This window comes from Nitratireductor indicus C115 (assembly GCF_000300515.1).
Classification (GTDB): Bacteria; Pseudomonadota; Alphaproteobacteria; order Rhizobiales; family Rhizobiaceae; genus Nitratireductor; species Nitratireductor indicus.
The window spans coordinates 89979-108035 of sequence record NZ_AMSI01000009.1 but is presented as its reverse complement, the minus strand read 5'-3'; the positions used below and the strand labels follow the sequence as shown (position 1 = coordinate 108035).

Annotated in this window: 20 protein-coding genes; 7 read left to right on the top strand and 13 right to left on the bottom strand. The window is 60.0% G+C overall.

All coding sequences use genetic code 11. The annotated features are described in order from the left end of the window. Positions 1 to 12: 12 nt before the first annotated feature. Together tilS and ybgF are read right to left on the bottom strand one after the other, a co-directional pair. On the bottom strand, positions 13 to 1272 hold the full coding sequence (gene tilS / locus NA8A_RS14205) for a tRNA lysidine(34) synthetase TilS (protein WP_009451014.1): 1260 nt from the start codon (positions 1270 to 1272) through the stop codon (positions 13 to 15). Between the two features lie 88 nt (positions 1273 to 1360). Then, positions 1361 to 2365 carry a tol-pal system protein YbgF gene (ybgF, locus tag NA8A_RS14200; RefSeq protein WP_009451013.1) on the bottom strand — a complete coding sequence of 335 codons (1005 nt, stop codon included), beginning with the start codon at positions 2363 to 2365 and terminating at the stop codon, positions 1361 to 1363. A 177-nt stretch (positions 2366 to 2542) separates the two neighbouring features. On the opposite strand from ybgF, the gene NA8A_RS14195 reads away from it, so the two are divergent. Further along, positions 2543 to 2965, top strand: coding sequence for a metallopeptidase family protein (locus NA8A_RS14195; RefSeq protein ID WP_009451012.1), 423 nt, complete (start codon positions 2543 to 2545; stop codon positions 2963 to 2965). 125 nt (positions 2966 to 3090) lie between these two features. Here the strand turns inward: NA8A_RS14195 and NA8A_RS14190 are convergent, their stop codons facing one another. The 3 genes from NA8A_RS14190 to NA8A_RS14180 form a co-directional block, all read right to left on the bottom strand. Then, complete coding sequence (locus NA8A_RS14190; RefSeq protein WP_009451011.1) at positions 3091 to 3471, bottom strand: DUF6693 family protein; 381 nt, start codon at positions 3469 to 3471, stop codon at positions 3091 to 3093. Positions 3472 to 3547: 76 nt separating this feature from the next. Further along, a complete protein-coding gene (locus NA8A_RS14185) occupies positions 3548 to 3754 on the bottom strand; it encodes a DUF1737 domain-containing protein (protein ID WP_009451010.1) in 207 nt (68 codons plus the stop codon). Continuing rightward, positions 3751 to 4638, bottom strand: a complete 888-nt coding sequence (locus NA8A_RS14180; protein ID WP_009451009.1) for an HpcH/HpaI aldolase/citrate lyase family protein — start codon at positions 4636 to 4638, stop codon at positions 3751 to 3753. Before NA8A_RS14180 ends, NA8A_RS14185 begins: the two co-directional genes overlap by 4 nt. A gap of 140 nt (positions 4639 to 4778) precedes the next feature. On the opposite strand from NA8A_RS14180, the gene leuD reads away from it, so the two are divergent. From leuD to NA8A_RS14160, 4 genes are all read left to right on the top strand, one after another. After that, on the top strand, positions 4779 to 5384 hold the full coding sequence (gene leuD, locus NA8A_RS14175; protein WP_009451008.1) for a 3-isopropylmalate dehydratase small subunit: 606 nt from the start codon (positions 4779 to 4781) through the stop codon (positions 5382 to 5384). Next, positions 5375 to 5833 carry a RidA family protein gene (locus tag NA8A_RS14170; protein WP_009451007.1) on the top strand — a complete coding sequence of 153 codons (459 nt, stop codon included), beginning with the start codon at positions 5375 to 5377 and terminating at the stop codon, positions 5831 to 5833. Before leuD ends, NA8A_RS14170 begins: the two co-directional genes overlap by 10 nt. Before the next feature lie 45 nt (positions 5834 to 5878). Then, positions 5879 to 6988: a 3-isopropylmalate dehydrogenase gene (gene leuB, locus NA8A_RS14165; RefSeq protein ID WP_009451006.1), complete on the top strand. Its 1110-nt coding sequence runs from the start codon at positions 5879 to 5881 to the stop codon at positions 6986 to 6988. A 368-nt stretch (positions 6989 to 7356) separates the two neighbouring features. Then, positions 7357 to 8391, top strand: a complete 1035-nt coding sequence (locus NA8A_RS14160) for an aspartate-semialdehyde dehydrogenase (protein WP_009451005.1) — start codon at positions 7357 to 7359, stop codon at positions 8389 to 8391. Between the two features lie 151 nt (positions 8392 to 8542). Here NA8A_RS14160 and rpsP read toward each other — a convergent pair whose 3' ends face one another. From rpsP to NA8A_RS14135, 5 genes are all read right to left on the bottom strand, one after another. Further along, positions 8543 to 8959 carry a 30S ribosomal protein S16 gene (gene rpsP, locus NA8A_RS14155; RefSeq protein WP_009451004.1) on the bottom strand — a complete coding sequence of 139 codons (417 nt, stop codon included), beginning with the start codon at positions 8957 to 8959 and terminating at the stop codon, positions 8543 to 8545. 25 nt (positions 8960 to 8984) lie between these two features. Beyond that, on the bottom strand, positions 8985 to 9488 hold the full coding sequence (locus tag NA8A_RS14150; protein WP_009451003.1) for a GNAT family N-acetyltransferase: 504 nt from the start codon (positions 9486 to 9488) through the stop codon (positions 8985 to 8987). Then, positions 9488 to 9817 (bottom strand): chorismate mutase, encoded by a 330-nt coding sequence (locus tag NA8A_RS14145; RefSeq protein ID WP_009451002.1) that lies wholly within the window; start codon positions 9815 to 9817, stop codon positions 9488 to 9490. The genes NA8A_RS14150 and NA8A_RS14145 overlap by 1 nt, the downstream gene beginning before the upstream one ends. A 10-nt stretch (positions 9818 to 9827) precedes the next feature. After that, positions 9828 to 11393, bottom strand: a complete 1566-nt coding sequence (gene ffh / locus NA8A_RS14140; protein ID WP_009451001.1) for a signal recognition particle protein — start codon at positions 11391 to 11393, stop codon at positions 9828 to 9830. Positions 11394 to 11686: 293 nt separating this feature from the next. Next, positions 11687 to 12304, bottom strand: coding sequence for a DUF1236 domain-containing protein (locus NA8A_RS14135; RefSeq protein WP_009451000.1), 618 nt, complete (start codon positions 12302 to 12304; stop codon positions 11687 to 11689). 226 nt (positions 12305 to 12530) lie between these two features. On the opposite strand from NA8A_RS14135, the gene NA8A_RS14130 reads away from it, so the two are divergent. Then, positions 12531 to 13346, top strand: a complete 816-nt coding sequence (locus tag NA8A_RS14130) for a lytic murein transglycosylase (RefSeq protein ID WP_009450999.1) — start codon at positions 12531 to 12533, stop codon at positions 13344 to 13346. Positions 13347 to 13474: 128 nt separating this feature from the next. Here NA8A_RS14130 and NA8A_RS14125 read toward each other — a convergent pair whose 3' ends face one another. Then, entirely contained in the window at positions 13475 to 14698 is a 1224-nt protein-coding gene (locus NA8A_RS14125) for an argininosuccinate synthase (RefSeq protein WP_009450998.1), read from the bottom strand. Between the two features lie 359 nt (positions 14699 to 15057). Here NA8A_RS14125 and holA point away from each other — a divergent pair, with 359 nt between their 5' ends. After that, on the top strand, positions 15058 to 16098 hold the full coding sequence (gene holA / locus NA8A_RS14120; RefSeq protein WP_009450997.1) for a DNA polymerase III subunit delta: 1041 nt from the start codon (positions 15058 to 15060) through the stop codon (positions 16096 to 16098). Between the two features lie 215 nt (positions 16099 to 16313). Here the strand turns inward: holA and NA8A_RS14115 are convergent, their stop codons facing one another. Next, positions 16314 to 17186, bottom strand: a complete 873-nt coding sequence (locus tag NA8A_RS14115; protein ID WP_009450996.1) for a ParB/RepB/Spo0J family partition protein — start codon at positions 17184 to 17186, stop codon at positions 16314 to 16316. A gap of 52 nt (positions 17187 to 17238) precedes the next feature. Continuing rightward, on the bottom strand, positions 17239 to 18027 hold the full coding sequence (locus NA8A_RS14110) for a ParA family protein (protein ID WP_009450995.1): 789 nt from the start codon (positions 18025 to 18027) through the stop codon (positions 17239 to 17241). Positions 18028 to 18057: the final 30 nt, after the last annotated feature.

The window sequence follows — 18057 nt, the reverse complement described above, 5'->3', positions numbered from 1 at the left end:
CTCGACGTTAGGTTAAGCCTCTGCGTCGAATGTGGTGTCGTCATGGCAAGAGATAATCGTTTTTGCCCCGAACACTTCGGCAAGCGCATTGGCGGGTGCCAGGTCGAAGGAGGGCAGGAGCCGAGCCCAGGGCGCCGGGACACGGATGCCAGCGTTCGCGGCGGTCGCTCGGGCAGGGCTTGGCAGCATGTTCTCCTGCCGAAGCGCCGGTTCGCCGGATTGTGCAGCAAAAAGAAGGTCCTGCGGGCAACCGGCCGCACCTTCGCGCATGGCAGCGCGAGCTCCGTCGCCAAAGGGCGCTATTTCCTGCTGCAAGTTGGCGCCCAGCCAGTAGCGCCCGTCCCAAAGGACCAGGCCCGTTGCCTGTACGACCGGAAGATTTCGTCGCTCGCGATACAGATGAATTCCCGCACGGCGCACATCCACTACGGCCCGCGACAATGTGGCGCAAAGCCCTGAACCTACGGCATTGAAGGCTTTTTCGCTCACGGCAGCGCCGGCGAGATGCGCTCCTCCGCCCACCATCGCTGCGATGATGCGAAAGGCGTAGAGCGCGGCTTTTTCGTCCTCACTTCCCATGAGCCCGGCTTTCAGGCGATAAAGGCCGGGCGCCACGATGGAGAGGTTCTCGGCGATCAGGATGGCGGCCCTTCGCCCGAGATCGACACGGGCTTTCGCTGCCTTCTCCGCCTCGCCAGCCAGATGCGTAACTGCCTCATCCGTGAGATCATACCGCGTCCTTACGCGCTCGAATGCCATGTTCTCGTTGCTGGGATCGTCGACCCATCCGACGCGCTTTTCCCGAAGGAACGCTCGCAAAGCCGCGCGCCGCACACCAAGCAGAGGACGGACAAACCAGATATCGCCCTCGTAAAGCGCCGCTGGCGCAATTCCGGCGCTGCCGCGACCTTCGCCGCGCGCATTGCGCATGCAAACCGTCTCAGCCAGATCATCCTGCGTATGACCGGTGAAAACCATATCTGCGCCCAACTCGCGCGCCATCTCGGCGATCATGGCGAGACGGGCATCGCGTGCCGCTGCCTGCACACCGGAGCCCGTGCGCGGCGTGGACCAGACGAGCGTTCGATGGGAAATGCCGTTTTTCAGGCAGAGCTCGGCCACCACCTGGGCCTCGGCCGCTGCCTCAGGGCGCAGGCCATGGTCGACTGTCACAGCGGTTAATGCCGGAGCATCGGCGCTGGCGGCAAGGAATTCGTGAAGAAGAAGGAGAAGCGCAAGGGAATCGCCCCCGCCCGAAACGGCAGCGATCACATGACGACGGTCACCTAAGCCAGCTCCGGGGCGAAAAGCGGGAAAAAACTGCGCAAAATTTTGCGAAAGAGGGGATGGCATCGCCGGGTCAGCAACCCGCGAGCGCCTGTTCCTGCTTGATGCGCTCGGTCAGCGCGCCCGAGGTGCCGGGATATTTCTGGCCGATTTCCTTGTACGTCGCGCAGGCCACGTCGCGCTGGTTCATCGCGGCAAGGGAAATGCCGAGCTTGAGGAGCATGTCGGGAGCCTTCTTGGCATCCGGGTAATCGCGGCTGGCGCGCAGGAAAACCTCGGCAGCGTCACGATAGCGGTCCTGCCCCAAAAGGGCCTCGCCAAGCCAGAAATGCGCATCCGGTGCCCGCGCATCGCTTGGAAAACGCTCGATATGCTGGCGAAAACCGGCTTCAGCGGTCTTGTAGTCGCCGGAAAGAATGAACTCATAGGAATTGCGGTAAAGTTCTTCCGGATTGTCGGCCGTGGGGAGCGCCGCAACGTCGCTGCCGCCGCCCTGTCCCACATCGCCCTGGCCCGCATCACCCTGACCGGGCTGAACGAGATCCACCGGCGCGCCAGCCTCGCCGCCAATCACATTGCCATTGGCATCGAAGCGGATGCTGCCGAGCGTGCGGGGCGGCTCTCCAAGCGTTGGCGCTGCGCCCGTTCCGCCTGGAGTGGTGCCGGTGCCGATGGTTCCGGCACCTGCGATATCGTTTCCGGCCGGAGGCGGCATTGCCTCCGAGCGCTGTTTCGGCGCAGAGGCTCCACCTGCCGCTCCGCCCTTCTTTTCAAGCTCCTGGAAGCGGAACTCATTGTCTTCCTGCATGCGGCGCAGCTGGTCCTGCATTTGCAGGATCTGGAAATTCAGTTCCTCGACACGCCCATTGAGCTGGCGAAGCTGTTCTTCGAGGCCAGAAACGCGCGGATCGCCCGACTGGGCGAGAATGATCCGTTCTCCGCCCTTTTGTTGCAGCAAGGCGGGTTGCGCCTTTACCGCCACCGATCCGAGCGACCCTCCGAAATCGAAGGCCATTGCCGGACCGGCCATAAGAAGAGGCAACGCCAGAACGCTGCCCAGAACCGTTCGCAAAAACATTGCAATCTCGCTTTCGCAAATATCATGACAGGGTGCTTTTACCCCGATTTGCTCTTTATCAGGGCCGGAGACTTCGGCCAAATTTTGATTTTTTTGCCCGCAAGCTTCGGGCTACAATGCCTTTGCCCCTCGAAAGCAGGCGCTTAACCCGCTATATGGCGCCTCAAAGGATTTCGAATGGCACGGATTTATCAGACACGTTCCTGGGAAGACCAGTTATCGCCCGCACTCACGGAAATGGAGTTGCTGGCGCTCGAAGCCTATGCACGGCTGCCCCAGGATTTTCGCGAGCTCACGGGCGAGATCATCATCCAGATTTCGGAATTTCCCACCGAGGAGATCATGGATGACCTGGCTTTGGAGACCCCGTTCGATCTGCTCGGTCTTTTCGAGGGCAGGGGGATCGCCGAACGCTGGAATCCCGCGACCGGCGAAGGCCCCAATCGGATCACGCTCTATCGCCGCGCGATCCTCGACTACTGGGCCGAAAACGAGGAAACACTGGGCGATATCATCACCCACGTGCTCATCCACGAGGTAGGCCATCATTTCGGCCTGTCCGACGACGATATGGCCCGCATCGAGGACACCGTCGTCTGAAACCTGCCGCGGCAAGGCGCTCTTACGCATGTCTCCCGGAAGTGGGAGCCAGTTCCTGGATAAAGACATGCGTAAGATCAGGGTCTTAAGGCGTAAGGAGCGAACCTGAAAGATCGCGACACGCTTTAGAGACGAACCATCCGCGTCTTGTTCATGCAAAGCCTTAGCGTGCGGAACAGATAAAACAGCAGGCCGATGCCAAAGGTGACGATCGTGATGATGATCCACAAGATCACATGCCCGATCACTTCCGCGAGGTTGAGATCGCATTCCAGTTTCGCGATCTGATGACCTTCCCGGTTGATCAGGTAAGTCTTGTTGATGATCGCCTTGTAAAAATAGTAGATCGCAAAGAATGCACCGATACCGAGCGTCAGGACCGATATGATCGCCCATATGACGAGGTAACCGATGGCTTCCATGATCGAATATTCGCAACGAAGCCTGACTGCATTGTCGGATGCGGTAGCCGAGCCGACATTGTTGATGACATGAACGGTGTTCATCGAACGCACTCCCCCTGATGCCTAAGGCATTCAAGCAGAAGTTTCACACCGACATCAACCTATAATTGCAATCTTTCTAATATTCGCCCAATTTCATGTCAGGCGTGTAGTCCAGCCCGTCGACTTCCTTGCAGACCGCCTGTCCGCAGCGCATGGTCTTGGCCTCCGCGTCATAGGCATAAGTCGGGGAACCATGCAGGTGCCATCCCTTGTTGAGGGCGGTCGTGACCTTGTGGCAGAAGCTGGAATCGTCCGGGCCCGTCAGAAATCTGTAAAGCTTCACTGGTCTTTCTCCCTGATAGTGTGAGCGCGCGCGATGATGCGCCTAGCCATTTCCAGATGCAGGCGTTCGACCATGCGCCCATCGAGCGAAATCACTCCGCGCCCCCGGTTTTCGGGTCGGTCGAAGGCCTCGACAACCGCCTCGGCCTGAGCCAGCGCTTCCGCGGAAGGAGCAAAGACCGCATTGGCGGGACCGATCTGCGCAGGATGAATGAGCGTCTTGCCGTCGAACCCCATGGCACGCGCTTCCGCACATGAACGCTCGAAGGCCTCCAGGTCGCGAAAATCGTTCGAAACGCCGTCGATGGCGCAAAGGTCTCCCGCTCGCGCCGCCATCACCATCTGCAGGAGAAAGGGGGCCAGATAGCGCCGGTCAGGCGTCAAAGCGATGCCCGTATCCTTTGCAAGGTCGTTGGTGCCCGCCACGAGACAGGACAAGCGCGCTGCCGGATCGCGCCCGAGTTCGGCGATGGCTCCGAGATTGAGAATGGAGCGCGGCGTTTCGATCATCGCCCAAAGTGCCAGCGAACGCGGCGCATCCGTCTCGTCGAGAGCGGCATCTGCTTCCAACACGTCCTTGGGTCCATCCACTTTCGGCAACAGGATCGCATCGGGTCGCATGGCGCGCGCCGCCAGCAGATCTTCCGTTCCCCATTCGCTGGAAAGCGCGTTGATGCGCACCGCCACCTCCATGCGCGGACGCTCCTCGCTCGCAAGAAAAGCGCGCAGCCGCTCGCGTGCAGCGGGCTTCTCCTCGGGCGCGACCGCATCCTCCAGATCGAAGATCACCGCATCACAGGCAAGCGAGGCACATTTGCGCATCGCCTTCTCATTGCTGGCGGGCACATAGAGGACAGAGCGGCGAAGGTGGGGCTTTTCCTGCATGCGTGTTTCATGGCGCAGCCGCGCCCCGGGCGCAAGAGACGGTTTCAAGAGACTTTGCTTTGCCGCCCTCCTTGTGTAAGGAGAAGCGACAGATTGAATGGCCGGGCAGACGACGGCCGCACAGAAAACGGACCGGTTTCATGGATAAGTTCACCAAGCTGACGGGCGTCGCCGCCCCTTTGCCGATCGTCAATGTCGATACCGACATGATCATCCCGAAGGACTATCTGAAGACGATCAAGCGCACCGGCCTCGGCACCGGCCTTTTCGCAGAGATGCGTTATAACGAGGATGGCACGGAGAACCCGGATTTCGTTCTCAACAAACCCGCCTATCGCAAGGCCAACATTCTCGTGGCCGGCGACAATTTCGGCTGCGGTTCGAGCCGCGAGCACGCGCCTTGGGCGCTTCTCGATTTCGGCATCCGCTGCGTGATCTCCACCAGCTTTGCCGACATCTTCTACAACAACTGCTTCAAGAACGGCATCCTGCCCATCAAGGTGAGCCAGGAAGAACTGGACATGCTGATGGACGATGCGCAGCGCGGCTCCAACGCCACGCTCTCGGTCGATCTTGAAGAGCAGGAAATCCGTGGCCCCGATGGCGGTGTCGTCAAGTTCGAGATCGACGCCTTCAAGCGCCATTGCCTTCTGAACGGCCTCGACGATATCGGCCTGACCATGGAGAAGGCGCCGGCAATCGACACGTTCGAGCATAAATACACCGAAAGCCATCCGTGGGCCTAGGCTCCGGCAACGGAGGCGGCAAGCGCCGCCTCATTTCCACCGGCTCTCCCTTCGAGAAGACCGCCGGTTATAGCCGTGCCGTGATCGATGGTGACTGGTGCTTCGTTTCGGGCACCACAGGCTATGACTATGCAACCATGACCATGCCCGAAAGCGTGGAAGAGCAGACGCGAAACTGCCTCTCCACCATTCGAGCCGCTCTGCTGGAAGGCAGCTTCGAACTCGCCGATGTGGTCCGCGCGCATTACTACGTGACCAGCCAGTCTTACGTTTCGCGTGTTTTTCCCATCCTCGGCGAAGCTTTCGGCGACATCCGCCCCGCCGCTACGATGATTGTCTGCCAGCTGAACGAGCCGGAGATGAAAATCGAGATCGAGGTGACCGCGCTCCGGCGTAACCGTACCGGTTCATATACCGGCAGCCTTGCGCAAAACCGCATAGCGGATTAGCAAGTGCCTCGAATTCCATTCGAGAAGCACCCCCAAGAGGCACAAATGGCAACGCGCAAACTTCTTCTGCTCCCCGGTGACGGTATCGGCCCCGAAGCCATGGCTGAGGTCAAGAAACTCATCGAGATGATGAATGCCGACTTCAATACCGGCTTCCAGACAGAGGAAGGTCTCGTGGGCGGCAGTGCCTATGATGCGCATGGCCAGGCCATTTCCGATGCGGATATGGAAAAGGCCATGGCAGCCGACGCCGTTCTTTTCGGTGCCGTCGGCGGCCCCAAATGGGACGGCGTGCCCTATGAGGTTCGTCCGGAAGCCGGCCTCCTGCGTCTGCGCAAGGACATGGAACTCTTCGCCAATCTGCGCCCGGCAATCTGCTACCCGGCGCTCGCCGCGTCTTCCTCGCTGAAGCCTGACGTGGTCGAAGGCCTCGATATCCTGATCGTTCGCGAACTGACCGGCGGCGTCTATTTCGGCGAACCCAAGGAGATCATCGATCTCGGCAACGGCCAGAAGCGCGGCATCGACACGCAGGTCTACGACACTTTCGAGATCGAGCGCATTTCGGGCGTCGCCTTCGAGCTGGCGCGCACACGGAGCAACAAGGTCTGCTCCATGGAAAAGCACAACGTCATGAAGTCCGGCGTTCTGTGGAAGGAAGTGGTCGCCCAGACCCACAAGGCGAAATATTCCGACGTCGAACTCACCCACATGCTGGCCGATGCCGGCGGCATGCAACTGGTGCGCTGGCCCAAGCAATTCGACGTGATCGTCACCGACAATCTGTTCGGCGACATGCTTTCGGACGTCGCCGCCATGTTGACCGGCTCACTCGGGATGCTGCCTTCGGCCTCGCTCGGCGCGCCCGACCCGAAGACCGGCAGCCGCAAGGCGCTCTACGAACCGGTTCACGGCTCCGCCCCGGACATCGCCGGCAAGGGCATTGCGAACCCGATCGCCATGATTGCCTCCTTCGCCATGTGTCTGCGCTATTCCTTCAACATGGTCGAGGAAGCCGACCGGCTCGAGAAGGCAATTGCCGGCGTGCTCGACGACGGCTTGCGCACGAAGGACATCCTGTCCGACGGCGGCACCGAGGTCAGCACCAGCCAGATGGGCGACGCCGTCGTCGCCAAATACAAGGTGCTCGCATAACCGATTTGCGGCCGGCCCTGCCGGCCGCAGCCCATCCCCTGAAAGAAAAGCGCGCAGCCATGTTGACTTGCGTGGCCACAGCCACGTTGACTTCACGCCGATAAAGCGTAAAACAGCGCGCGGAAACGGAGACCACCTCGCCATGCGCGCCTTTATGCCTGCGCATCATGCTCAAAGCCTTTTGAGCGCTTTCGGGAACGAAAGCGACGGTGTCCGCTTTACCAAAACGACGGCCAAAACGACCACGAAAACGGTCTGACCCTCCTGGCTGCTCGTTCTCTCCCCGGGCATGTCGGGGAGGAAGAGCCCGCTCATGGCCGGCGGGACTTCAAAAAAGCCAAGCGGAGAGGAACAGGAGTTTTAGCCATATGGGTTTCAAGGTAGCTGTTGCGGGCGCCACCGGTAATGTGGGCCGCGAAATGCTGAACATCCTCGAGGAGCGCGGCTTCCCGGCAGATGAGATCGTGCCGCTTGCCTCGCGCCGCTCCGTCGGTACGGAAGTTTCCTACGGCGACAAGACGCTGAAGGTGAAGGCGCTCGAATCCTACGATTTCTCCGACACCGACATCTGCCTGATGTCTGCCGGCGGTTCGGTCTCCAAGGAATATTCCCCCAAGATCGGAAAGCAGGGCTGTGTTGTCATCGACAACTCTTCGGCCTGGCGTTACGATCCGGACGTTCCGCTGATCGTTCCCGAAGTGAACCCCGACGATGTCGACGGCTTCACAAAGAAGAACATCATCGCCAATCCGAATTGCTCCACGGCGCAGCTGGTTGTCGCGCTGAAGCCGCTGCACGATGCGGCAACCCTCAAGCGCGTGGTGGTCTCCACCTACCAGTCGGTTTCCGGCGCCGGCAAGGAAGGGATGGACGAACTCTTCGAACAGACCCGCGCCGTCTTCGTCGCCGATCCGATTTCGACCAAGAAGTTCACCAAGCGCATCGCCTTCAACGTCATTCCGCACATCGACGTCTTCATGGAAGACGGCTTCACGAAGGAAGAGTGGAAGATGGTCGCGGAAACGAAGAAGATGCTCGATCCCAAGATCAAGCTGACGGCCACTTGCGTTCGCGTCCCCGTCTTCATCGGCCATTCCGAGGCCGTGAACATGGAATTCGAAAAGCCGATCACGGCTGACGAAGCGCGTGAGATTCTGCGCGAAGCGCCCGGTTGCCAGGTGATCGACAAGCGCGAGGACGGCGGCTACGTCACGCCTTACGAAAGCGCCGGCGAAGACGCCACCTATATCAGCCGTCTGCGTGAGGACCCGACCATCGACAATGGCCTGGCCATGTGGGTCGTCTCCGACAATCTGCGCAAGGGCGCAGCTTTGAACACGATCCAGATCGCCGAACTGCTTATCGCCCGCGGCCTCATACAGCCGAAGAAGCAGGCTGCCTGAAGATTTTTCAGGGCCCACGATTGAACTAGGAAAGACGGGCCTTCGGGCCCGTTTTTTATTGCAGTGCTCTTATCGGGTTGGCGCCTGCTCCTCGCACCAAACAAAAAGGCGGGCCAGAAGCCCGCCTCTTTCATTCGCATCTGCCTGCAGCTTATTCGCCTGCAGCTTCCTCGGCCGGAGCTTCAGCCGGCTCGGCAGCAGCAGCGGCGGCCTCTGCGGCGGCAGCCTTCGCTTCTTCCTCAGCCTGCTTGGCAGCATCGAGACGCTCCTGGGCCTTCTTGCCTGGGAGAGCCTTGGCCGGGTTGTTGCGCGCCGGGCGCTTGGCGAGGCCAGCCTGGTCGAGGAAACGCAGAACGCGGTCGGTCGGCAGGGCGCCATTGGCCAGCCAATGCTTGATGCGCTCTTCGTTCAGAACGATGCGGTCGCCGTCCTTCGGAAGCATCGGATTCCAGGAACCGATCTTCTCGATGAAGCGGCCGTCACGCGGCGAACGCACGTCGGCGACGACGACATGATAGTAAGGACGCTTCTTGGAGCCCGCGCGGGCCAGACGGATCTTCAGTGCCATGATGTATTCCTTTCGATAATGGCATTCAGGCCGGCACGCTGTGCCGGAATCTCAAGCGCGGCTCGCCGCGCAGTTCAGTAGGCGGCATGGGCTCGGCACCCAGCCTTCTTGCAACGGCCTGTGAGGCCAGATTGTCCGGATGGACGAAACTCATCAGCGGTGGCAACCGCAGTTCCTCAGCGGCCCAGGTCTGGACACGCCGCGCAGCCTCCACCGCATAGCCCCTGCCCTCGAAGCCCGCATAGAGGCTCCAGGCCAGTTCCGGCTCGTCGATCAGTGGCGGGTGCCACAAACCGGCATATCCCGCAACCGCATCGCCCCCTTTCGGCACCACGGCGAACATGCCGTAGCCGTTCAGCGCCCAGGCGCCCGGCATGGCGGCAAACTGCGTCCATGCCTCGAAAGCGCTCTTCGGCCCGCCGATGTGGCGGGTGCGCTCCGGATCAGCGCAAAAGGCTGCATAAGCGGGAAAATCTTCCCGCTTCCAGCCGCGCAGGATCAGGCGCTCGCTTTCGAGAACGGGAACCATCAGGCAGACGGTCCTTCCGCACTCGTGCCGTGTTCCACCGCGATGGCCTCGTGATGACGAATGACCTCGCGAATGATGAAATTCAGGAACTTCTCCGCGAAATCGGGATCGAGATGCGCTTCTTCGGCCAGGCGCCGCAAGCGGGCGATCTGCCGCGCCTCGCGCTCAAGATCGGCCGGGGGAAGATCGTTGGTCGCCTTCAGATGTCCCACTGCCTTCGTGCAGCGAAAACGCTCTGCCAGCATATGCACGAGCGCCGCATCGATATTGTCGATCGAGGCGCGCAGCTCGAGCAGCTTTTCCTTCGCTGCGTTGATGTCACCGCTCATACAGTGTTCCTCATTTCTTCTTCGGAAGCCCCGGGAGACCACCCGGCAAACCGGGAAGCCCTGGCAATCCACCGCCGGCAAGGCCGGGAAGCCCCCCCTTGGGCAACCCGCCACCGAGACCGGCGGCTTCCGCCTGTTTCTGGAGCGCTTCGAGCTGCTTCGGATCCATATTCGACAGGTCCGGCATGCCTCCCCCCATGCCTCCCCCCAGGCCTCCAAGGCCCATCTTCTGGGCCATTCCGCCCATCAGGCCCCGCATCATGCCGCCCTTCTTTCCCTTGCCGCCCATGGCCTTCATCATGTCGGCCATCTGGCGGTGCATCTTCAAAAGCTTGTTGATCTGCGCGGCATCGGTACCCGAACCGGCTGCGATGCGCTTCTTGCGGCTGTGCTTCAAAAGATCGGGATTGGAACGTTCCTTGGCCGTCATCGACTGGATGATGGCGATCTGGCGGCCAAACATCTTGTCATCGAGGCCGGCGGCAGCCATCTGGTCCTTCATCTTGCCCATGCCCGGCATGAGGCCCATGATGCCGCCCATACCACCCATCTTCTGCATCTGGCGAAGCTGGTCGGCGAGATCGTTCAGGTCGAACTTGCCTTCCTGCATCTTCTTCGCCATCGCTGCGGCCTTTTCCGCGTCGATGGTTTCGGCAGCCTTCTCGACCAGCGAAACGATATCGCCCATGCCGAGAATACGGTCGGCGATGCGCTTGGGATGGAATTCCTCCAGCGCATCCATCTTTTCGCCAACGCCGATCAGCTTGATCGGTTTGCCGGTGACCGCACGCATGGAAAGGGCGGCACCGCCGCGCCCGTCGCCATCCATGCGGGTAAGCACCAGGCCGGTTATGCCGACGCGATCGTTGAAATTATTGGCGAGATTGACGGCATCCTGACCGGTCAGAGAATCGGCGACCAGCAGGATTTCATGCGGATTGGCGACACGTTTGATGTCGGCCATCTCGACCATGAGCGGCTCGTCGATATGTGTGCGACCGGCGGTATCGAGGATCACCACATCATAGCCGCCGAGCTTCGCGGCCTGCACCGAGCGCTTGGCAATATCGACCGGCGACTGGTCCGGAACGACAGGCAGCGTTGCAACCCCCGTCTGCTCGCCGATCTGCTTGAGCTGTTCCTGGGCGGCGGGACGGCGCGTGTCGAGCGAAGCCATCAGGACCTTCTTGCCCTGACGCTCAGTCATGCGCTTGGCGATCTTGCCCGTGGTCGTGGTCTTGCCCGAACCCTGCAGGCCGACCATCATCACCACGACCGGCGCCGGCGCGTTGAGATCGATGGTCGCGCCTTCCGCGCCGAGCATCTCGACCAGTTCGTCATGAACGATCTTGACGACCATCTGGCCGGGCTTGATCGACTTCAGGACTTCGGCGCCAACCGCCTTCTCGCGCACACGGTCGGTGAAGGAACGCACCACATCCAGCGCGACGTCAGCCTCGATGAGCGCCCTGCGCACCTCGCGCAGTGCCGCCGCGACATCCGCCTCCGACAGCGAACCGCGACCGGTCAGGCCGTTCAGGATGGAACCAAGGCGTTCCTGAAGCGATTCAAACATCCGCGTTCCTCATTTCTCGCATCATGATGATCCGAGACGTAATGCATCCGCGAGCAGGCTTCAAACAGCGCGCAAAGCCAAAATGCACCCGGGGGCGCCTCGCGCTGCCGGATGTTGACCTCCAGGATCCCTGCTTTTGATGCAAATCGCCCTGGTCGGCTGCTCGGAGTTGACACTCTTCGCGGAAATTCGGGGCCTGTAGACAGGAAAACAGCGCAAGAGTCAAGAGAACGCCGCCCAGGCACAAGGCCGGGCGGCGTTCCAATCGGGGGCAGGGATGGCCCAATTCCTGGTCAGCGCAACACGTACACGATGCGACGCGTCTCCGGTTCCACCAATACCGGCTGCTGGTTCACATAAACATAACGGTACTGGTAATCGGGGATCTCACGCACTTCGACCGTGTCCGGCAAAGCTGCGCCGACCACAACTTCACCGTCAAGATAGACAGGCTCAGCCGAATGGGCTTCCACATAGGTGCGGATTTCAGCGGGCGGAGCCGGGATCGGCTCGATCGTTCCAAGTGCGGTCTTGCGACCGATGAGTTCGCCATGAACAACCTCGGTACGCACACTTGACGTTGCTTCATAGGAAACCGGCGGCAAAGCCTCGGAAGGGCGCTCGGTGAGAACCACACGCTCGCCGCCGAAAGGAGCCGTCAGATAATCCGAATACGCCCAGCCGTCGACGCCATTGTAGGAAACGACGCACCATTTGCTGCCTTCCTGACAACCGCCGATAACAGCTTCCTGATTTGCGCCAATCGCGCCAACGATGGGATATTGCGGTCCGGGACCGGAACGGATGTTCAGATCGGTCACGGCAACCGCCGTGACATCCGCTGCTGCAATGCCGGTGAGTGCCATGAGGGCAGCCGCAGCTGCTGTCGTCTTGAGGATGATGTTTTTCATTTTCTTCTCCCGTCTCTCTTAGACTGGAGCAGCAAACGGAGGAGCACGCGAAAAGGTTCCCGGGATGTTTCCCGGCACGGTTGCGTGGGGAAACGGAAAATAAACGCTGAAAGGGATCGGTAATGACCGCTATGCTAAGGCCCGAAAGGGGTTGCGGCCAATGACAGGGCATGCAATCGCTGACAGTATCACGTTTCTTAGCCATTCTTATCTTAAGGAGAGCAACATGGCTTTCGGGGGCAGGGCGGTTCTTTTGGCCGCAACTGTTTGTGCATCACTTCTTGCGGCTGGCACCGCGTCCGCCGCCCAATGCGGAAAGACTGCGGCCGGGTTCGAAGCCTGGAAGGCCGATTTTTCCCGACAGGCTGCCTCTCGAGGCATCGGCAAGCGCGGCCTGAGCGCATTGGCGGGAACGAGCTACGCCACCAAGACCATAGCCGCCGACCGTGGCCAGAAGAGCTTCAAACTGTCTCTCAACGCCTTCATGCAGAAGCGCGGCGCCAATGCCATCGTATCGCGTGGCAAGGGCATGAAGAAGAAATACGCGCGCTTGTTCGACAATCTGGAGCGTCGGTATGGCGTTCCGGCGGGCCCGCTGATCGCCATCTGGGGCATGGAAACCGGCTTCGGCGGCTTCACGGGAAACCAGAACATCCTGTCAGCCGTGACCACGCTCGCCTATGACTGCCGGCGTTCGGAGTTCTTTACTGGCCACCTCTATGCCGCATTGCAGATGGTCGATCGCGGCATGCTGAGCACCTCGGCCAAGGGTGCCGCCCATGGTGAAATCGGCCAGACCCAGTTCCTGCCCGGCAATGCGCTGAAATATGCTGTAGACGGCGACGGCAATGGCAGCGTCGACATGATCCGCTCATCGGCCGACGCTCTTGCCTCCACCGCGAATTTCCTGCGGGCGCACGGTTGGCGCGCCGGTGCGGGCTATCAGCCCGGCCAGCCCAATTTCCGGGCCATCCAGGGCTGGAACGCCGCAAGCGTCTATCAGCAGGCCATTGCAATCATGGGCAAGCAGATCGACGAATAGAGTTTCTTATCTTCGACAAGAAAAAGCCGGCAAAATTGCCGGCTTTTTTATTTTCGCGAGGCCAGATCGGTTCAGTGTTTTCCCGCATTTATGCAGACGTCAGGGATCTCACCCGACTGCAAAATGCGCTAACGACCGCGCTTCCTTGCCGCAAGCGTGCGCAACCGGAGCGCATTCAGCTTGATGAAGCCAGCGGCATCCTTCTGGTCATAAGCGCCCTGATCGTCCTCGAAAGTGACAAGCGTATCGGAATAAAGCGACTTGTCGGAACGGCGACCAGTGACGATGACATTGCCCTTGTAGAGCTTCAGGCGCACATCGCCTTCCACATCTTCCTGGCTCTTGTCGATGGCTGCCTGCAGCATCTCCCGCTCGGGCGAGAACCAGAAGCCATTGTAGATGAGCTCCGCATAGCGCGGCATCAGCTCGTCTTTCAGGTGTCCGGCGCCCCGGTCGAGCGTGATCGATTCCATGGCGCGGTGCGCGGCCAACAGGATAGTGCCGCCCGGGGTTTCGTATACGCCACGCGATTTCATGCCCACGAACCGGTTTTCAACCAGATCGATCCGACCGATGCCATTGTCGCGGCCGAGATCGTTCAGCGCCTGCAACAGCGTCGCCGGCGACATGGGCTTGCCATTCAGAGCGACCGCATCGCCCGCCTTGAAGGAAATGGTGATCTCAGTGGGCTCGTCCGGCGCGTCCATCGGAGAAACTGAACGCTGATGCACATATTCCGGTGGCTCGATCCATGGATCTTCCAGCACTTTCCCCTCGGAGGACGAATGCAGAAGATTGGCGTCGACGGAGAAGGGCGCTTCGCCCTGCTTGTCCTTCGGCACCGGGATCTGGTGTTCCTCGGCGAATTTCAAGAGATCGGTACGCGATTTGAACGTCCAATCGCGCCAGGGTGCGATGACCTTGATATCCGGGTTCAGTGCATAAGCGGAAAGCTCGAACCGCACCTGATCGTTGCCCTTGCCCGTCGCGCCATGCGCCACCGCATCGGCTCCCGTCTCGCGGGCGATTTCCACAAGGCGCTTGGAAATGAGCGGGCGCGCAATGGAGGTGCCCAGAAGATAGGTCCCTTCATAAAGCGCATTTGCGCGGAACATGGGAAATACGAAGTCGCGCACGAACTCCTCGCGCAGGTCTTCGATATAGATTTCCTTGATGCCAAGCATTTCGGCCTTGCGGCGTGCGGGCTCAAGTTCATCGCCTTGACCGAGATCTGCGGTGAAGGTCACCACCTCGGCGCCCAGTTCCGTCTGCAGCCATTTGAGGATGATCGAAGTATCGAGGCCGCCCGAATAGGCGAGCACCACTTTCTTGACGTCTTTATGTTTAGTCATGATCCCGTCCGGTCTTCGAAAAGCCGGCGGGTTGCAAAAACCCGCCCGGAAGAACCCCGAACTGCCCAGGGTCCCTGAATTCGGCTGACTAATATCAGGTATGGCCGCTTGGGCAAGGCCATGAGTTCTAATTAGAAAGAGCGATTTGCTGCGGTTGCATGGGCAGAGTGCCTCCTTTTAATCGCCCCTCGAGCATCGCCATGGCAGCACCTTCCAAAAGTCCCTGGCCTTCCGAATAAAAGCCTTTTATTTCAATTGGATAATTATATACTAGGTCGAGCTGCTCTCACCGCACCTTAGGCGGGGAACTTCACGGACAAACGGATGCCAGCACGCTTGCCATATGCTATTGAGCGAACATGGCGCAAAAGAAAGCACATGAAGTCGACCGTTGGCTTGCCCGACCGGAACCGGAATATCCCATCGTTCTGATTTACGGACCCGACAGGGGACTTGTGAGCGAGCGTTCGCGGCGCTTCGCGCAGGGCACCGGCCTGCCCCTGGACGATCCCTTCACCGTCGTACGCCTGGAGGCAGGAGAGGTTGAGCAGCAGCCCGGGAGGCTCTCCGACGAAGTTCGCACCGTTCCCATGTTCTCCGACCGCCGCCTTATCTGGGTGAAGAGCGCGGCCAATCAAAAGGCATTGGTTGCGGACGTCGCAGCACTCATCAAGGAGCCACCTACGGACTGTATTGTGCTGATCGAGGGTGGCGACCTGCGCAAAGGAGCGGGTTTGCGCTCTACCGTGGAAGGCGGCAAGAACGCCATGGCGTTGCCCTGCTATGCGGATGACGGACGCGGTATCGACGCGATGATTGATGAAGCGCTGGAAAAGGCCGGGTTGCGGATCGCCCTCGATGCGCGACAGGCTCTCAAGGCTAATCTGGGCGGCGACCGGCTCGCCACACGCGGTGAACTGGAAAAGCTCGCCCTCTATTGCACCGGTCAGTCCGAAATTTCAGCAGAGGATGTCCGGCTCCTGATCGGCGACGTCGCCGGTCTCAGCACGGACGAGGCCGTGGACGCAGTCATTACCGGGCAATTCCGCGATTTCGATAGCACATTCAAGCGTTTCCTTTCCGCCGGAAACCCTCCTTTCCTGATCCTGTCGGCAACACTGCGCCAGATCCACGCGCTCCAGATCATGCGGCGGGCAATGGATGCCAATGGCCAGCCCGCCAGTTCTGCGGTTGCCTCAGCAAGGCCACCCGTCTTTTTTTCGCGCCGGAAAATCGTCGAAACGGCATTGACCCGGTGGAACGCCACATCTCTGCAAAATGCGGCCGACCGGTTGCAGGCTGCAATCCTGCGCACACGCCAAAAGCCCGCATTGGCCGAGCCAATAGCGCGCCAGGCATTGATCGCCCTTGCGGTGGAAGGTTCGCGAGGAAGGCGCTGAACGCCCTCATTTTTGGAAACGGTCTCTCAGCCGTCGCTGTGCTCCGGGACAAAGCCGGTTCGCAAAGATTTACCTTTGGCTAACGATAAATCTGTTTCTGAAGCCGTTGCGGCATTGCAGCGAATATCTTTTAAAAAGCAAAGAGATAAGCGTGCGAGGAAACGCACGCGAATTTGGATTTCTTCAAATCCCGGCCATAACGCTCGTTCCGTTATCTACTGCTTGAGCAAGCGGCAAAGCTCGTCCAACTGCTCGAGGGAGCGGTAGGCAATCCGCAACTCTCCACCGCGCTGCTTGTGGTTGATAGCCACTTTCAAGCCGATCTGATCGCTCAACAACTTTTCCAACGCCAGCGTATCGGCATCTTTTTCCTTGCGCGGAGCAGCGTTTGCCTCGCCCTCTTCCTTCGCCGGCGCCGCAGCGAGAGCTTCTGCCTGTCGAACGGAGAGCCCGTCCTCGATGATACGCCGGGCAAGCCCGATAGGGTCCGCAGCCGTCACGAGCGTTCGCGCATGTCCGGCAGAAAGCGACCCGTCGATGATCAAATCGCAGATCGCATCCGGCAACTTCAAGAGGCGAAGCGTGTTGGCGACATGGCTGCGGCTCTTGCCGATCACCTGCCCCAGATCGGCCTGCGTATAGTTGTGCTCATCGATAAGCTGCTGATAGCCGCGCGCCTCCTCAAGCGGATTGAGATCCGCCCGCTGCACGTTCTCGATAATCGCGAGTTCCAGAGCCGCCTTGTCATCCACTTCGCGCAGAATAACTGGAATATCGGTCAGCCCCGCGCGCTGCGCCGCGCGCCAACGACGTTCGCCGGCAATGATCTCGAACCGGCCCGGCGCCTCGCCCGAACGCACGACTACGGGCTGCACAATGCCATGTTCGCGGATCGACTGCGCAAGATCGCCCAGCTCGGCTTCGGCGAACTGCCGGCGTGGGTTGCGCGGATTGGGAGAAATGAACTCGATGGGCACCGAACGATCCGCACGAACGGATTCGTGCCGAGCCGTTTCCGGCTTGTCCATCTCACCGATCAAAGCGGCAAGACCGCGGCCAAGACGCTTGCGCGAAGGATCTTCGTTCATCTCAAAACACCATCAAGCACGAAACTGACAAACATCACCGCGCGCAACCACATCAGGCGGCGCGCAGACGCCTTTCACGGCGAATTACCTCCGATGCCAGCTGAAGATAAGCCTGGCTGCCGGAACACTTCAGATCATACAGGATTGCCGGTTTCCCATAAGAGGGGGCCTCCGACACGCGCACATTACGCGGAATGATCGTTTCATAGACCGTCTCGCCCATATGGGCACGCACATCTTCCACCACCTGGTTTGCGAGGTTGTTTCGACGATCGAACATCGTCAGAACAATCCCCTGAATTCCCAGGTCGGGATTGATGGAACCGCGCACTTGCTCGACCGTCTGCAAGAGCTGGCTCAGACCCTCGAGCGCAAAGAACTCGCACTGCAACGGAACGAGGATCGAATCGGCAGCTGCCATCGCGTTCAGCGTGAGAAGATTGAGCGAGGGCGGGCAATCCACCAAAACGTAGGAATAAGGTACCGACTCATCACGCAAAGAATTGCGCAATTTCAACACACGATCCGGCGCATTAGAGATTTCCATCTCGATACCGAGCAGATCAAGCGTGGAAGCAACGACGGAAAGCCCAGGAACAGCTGTTTCCATCGCTGCCTCACAGAGGCTGGCCCGGCCCGTGAGAACATCATAGGAAGAGATATGCCGCGCCTGCCGGTCGATGCCCAGGCCAGTACTGGCATTGCCCTGCGGATCCAGGTCGACAACCAGGACATTCTCGCCAATCGCGGCAAGTGCCGTGGCCAGATTGATGGCCGTCGTCGTTTTCCCGACACCGCCCTTCTGGTTTGCGACTGTGATGATACGCGTGCCGCTTTTCATCGCTGCTGCTACCCTGATAACCCGTAAGTC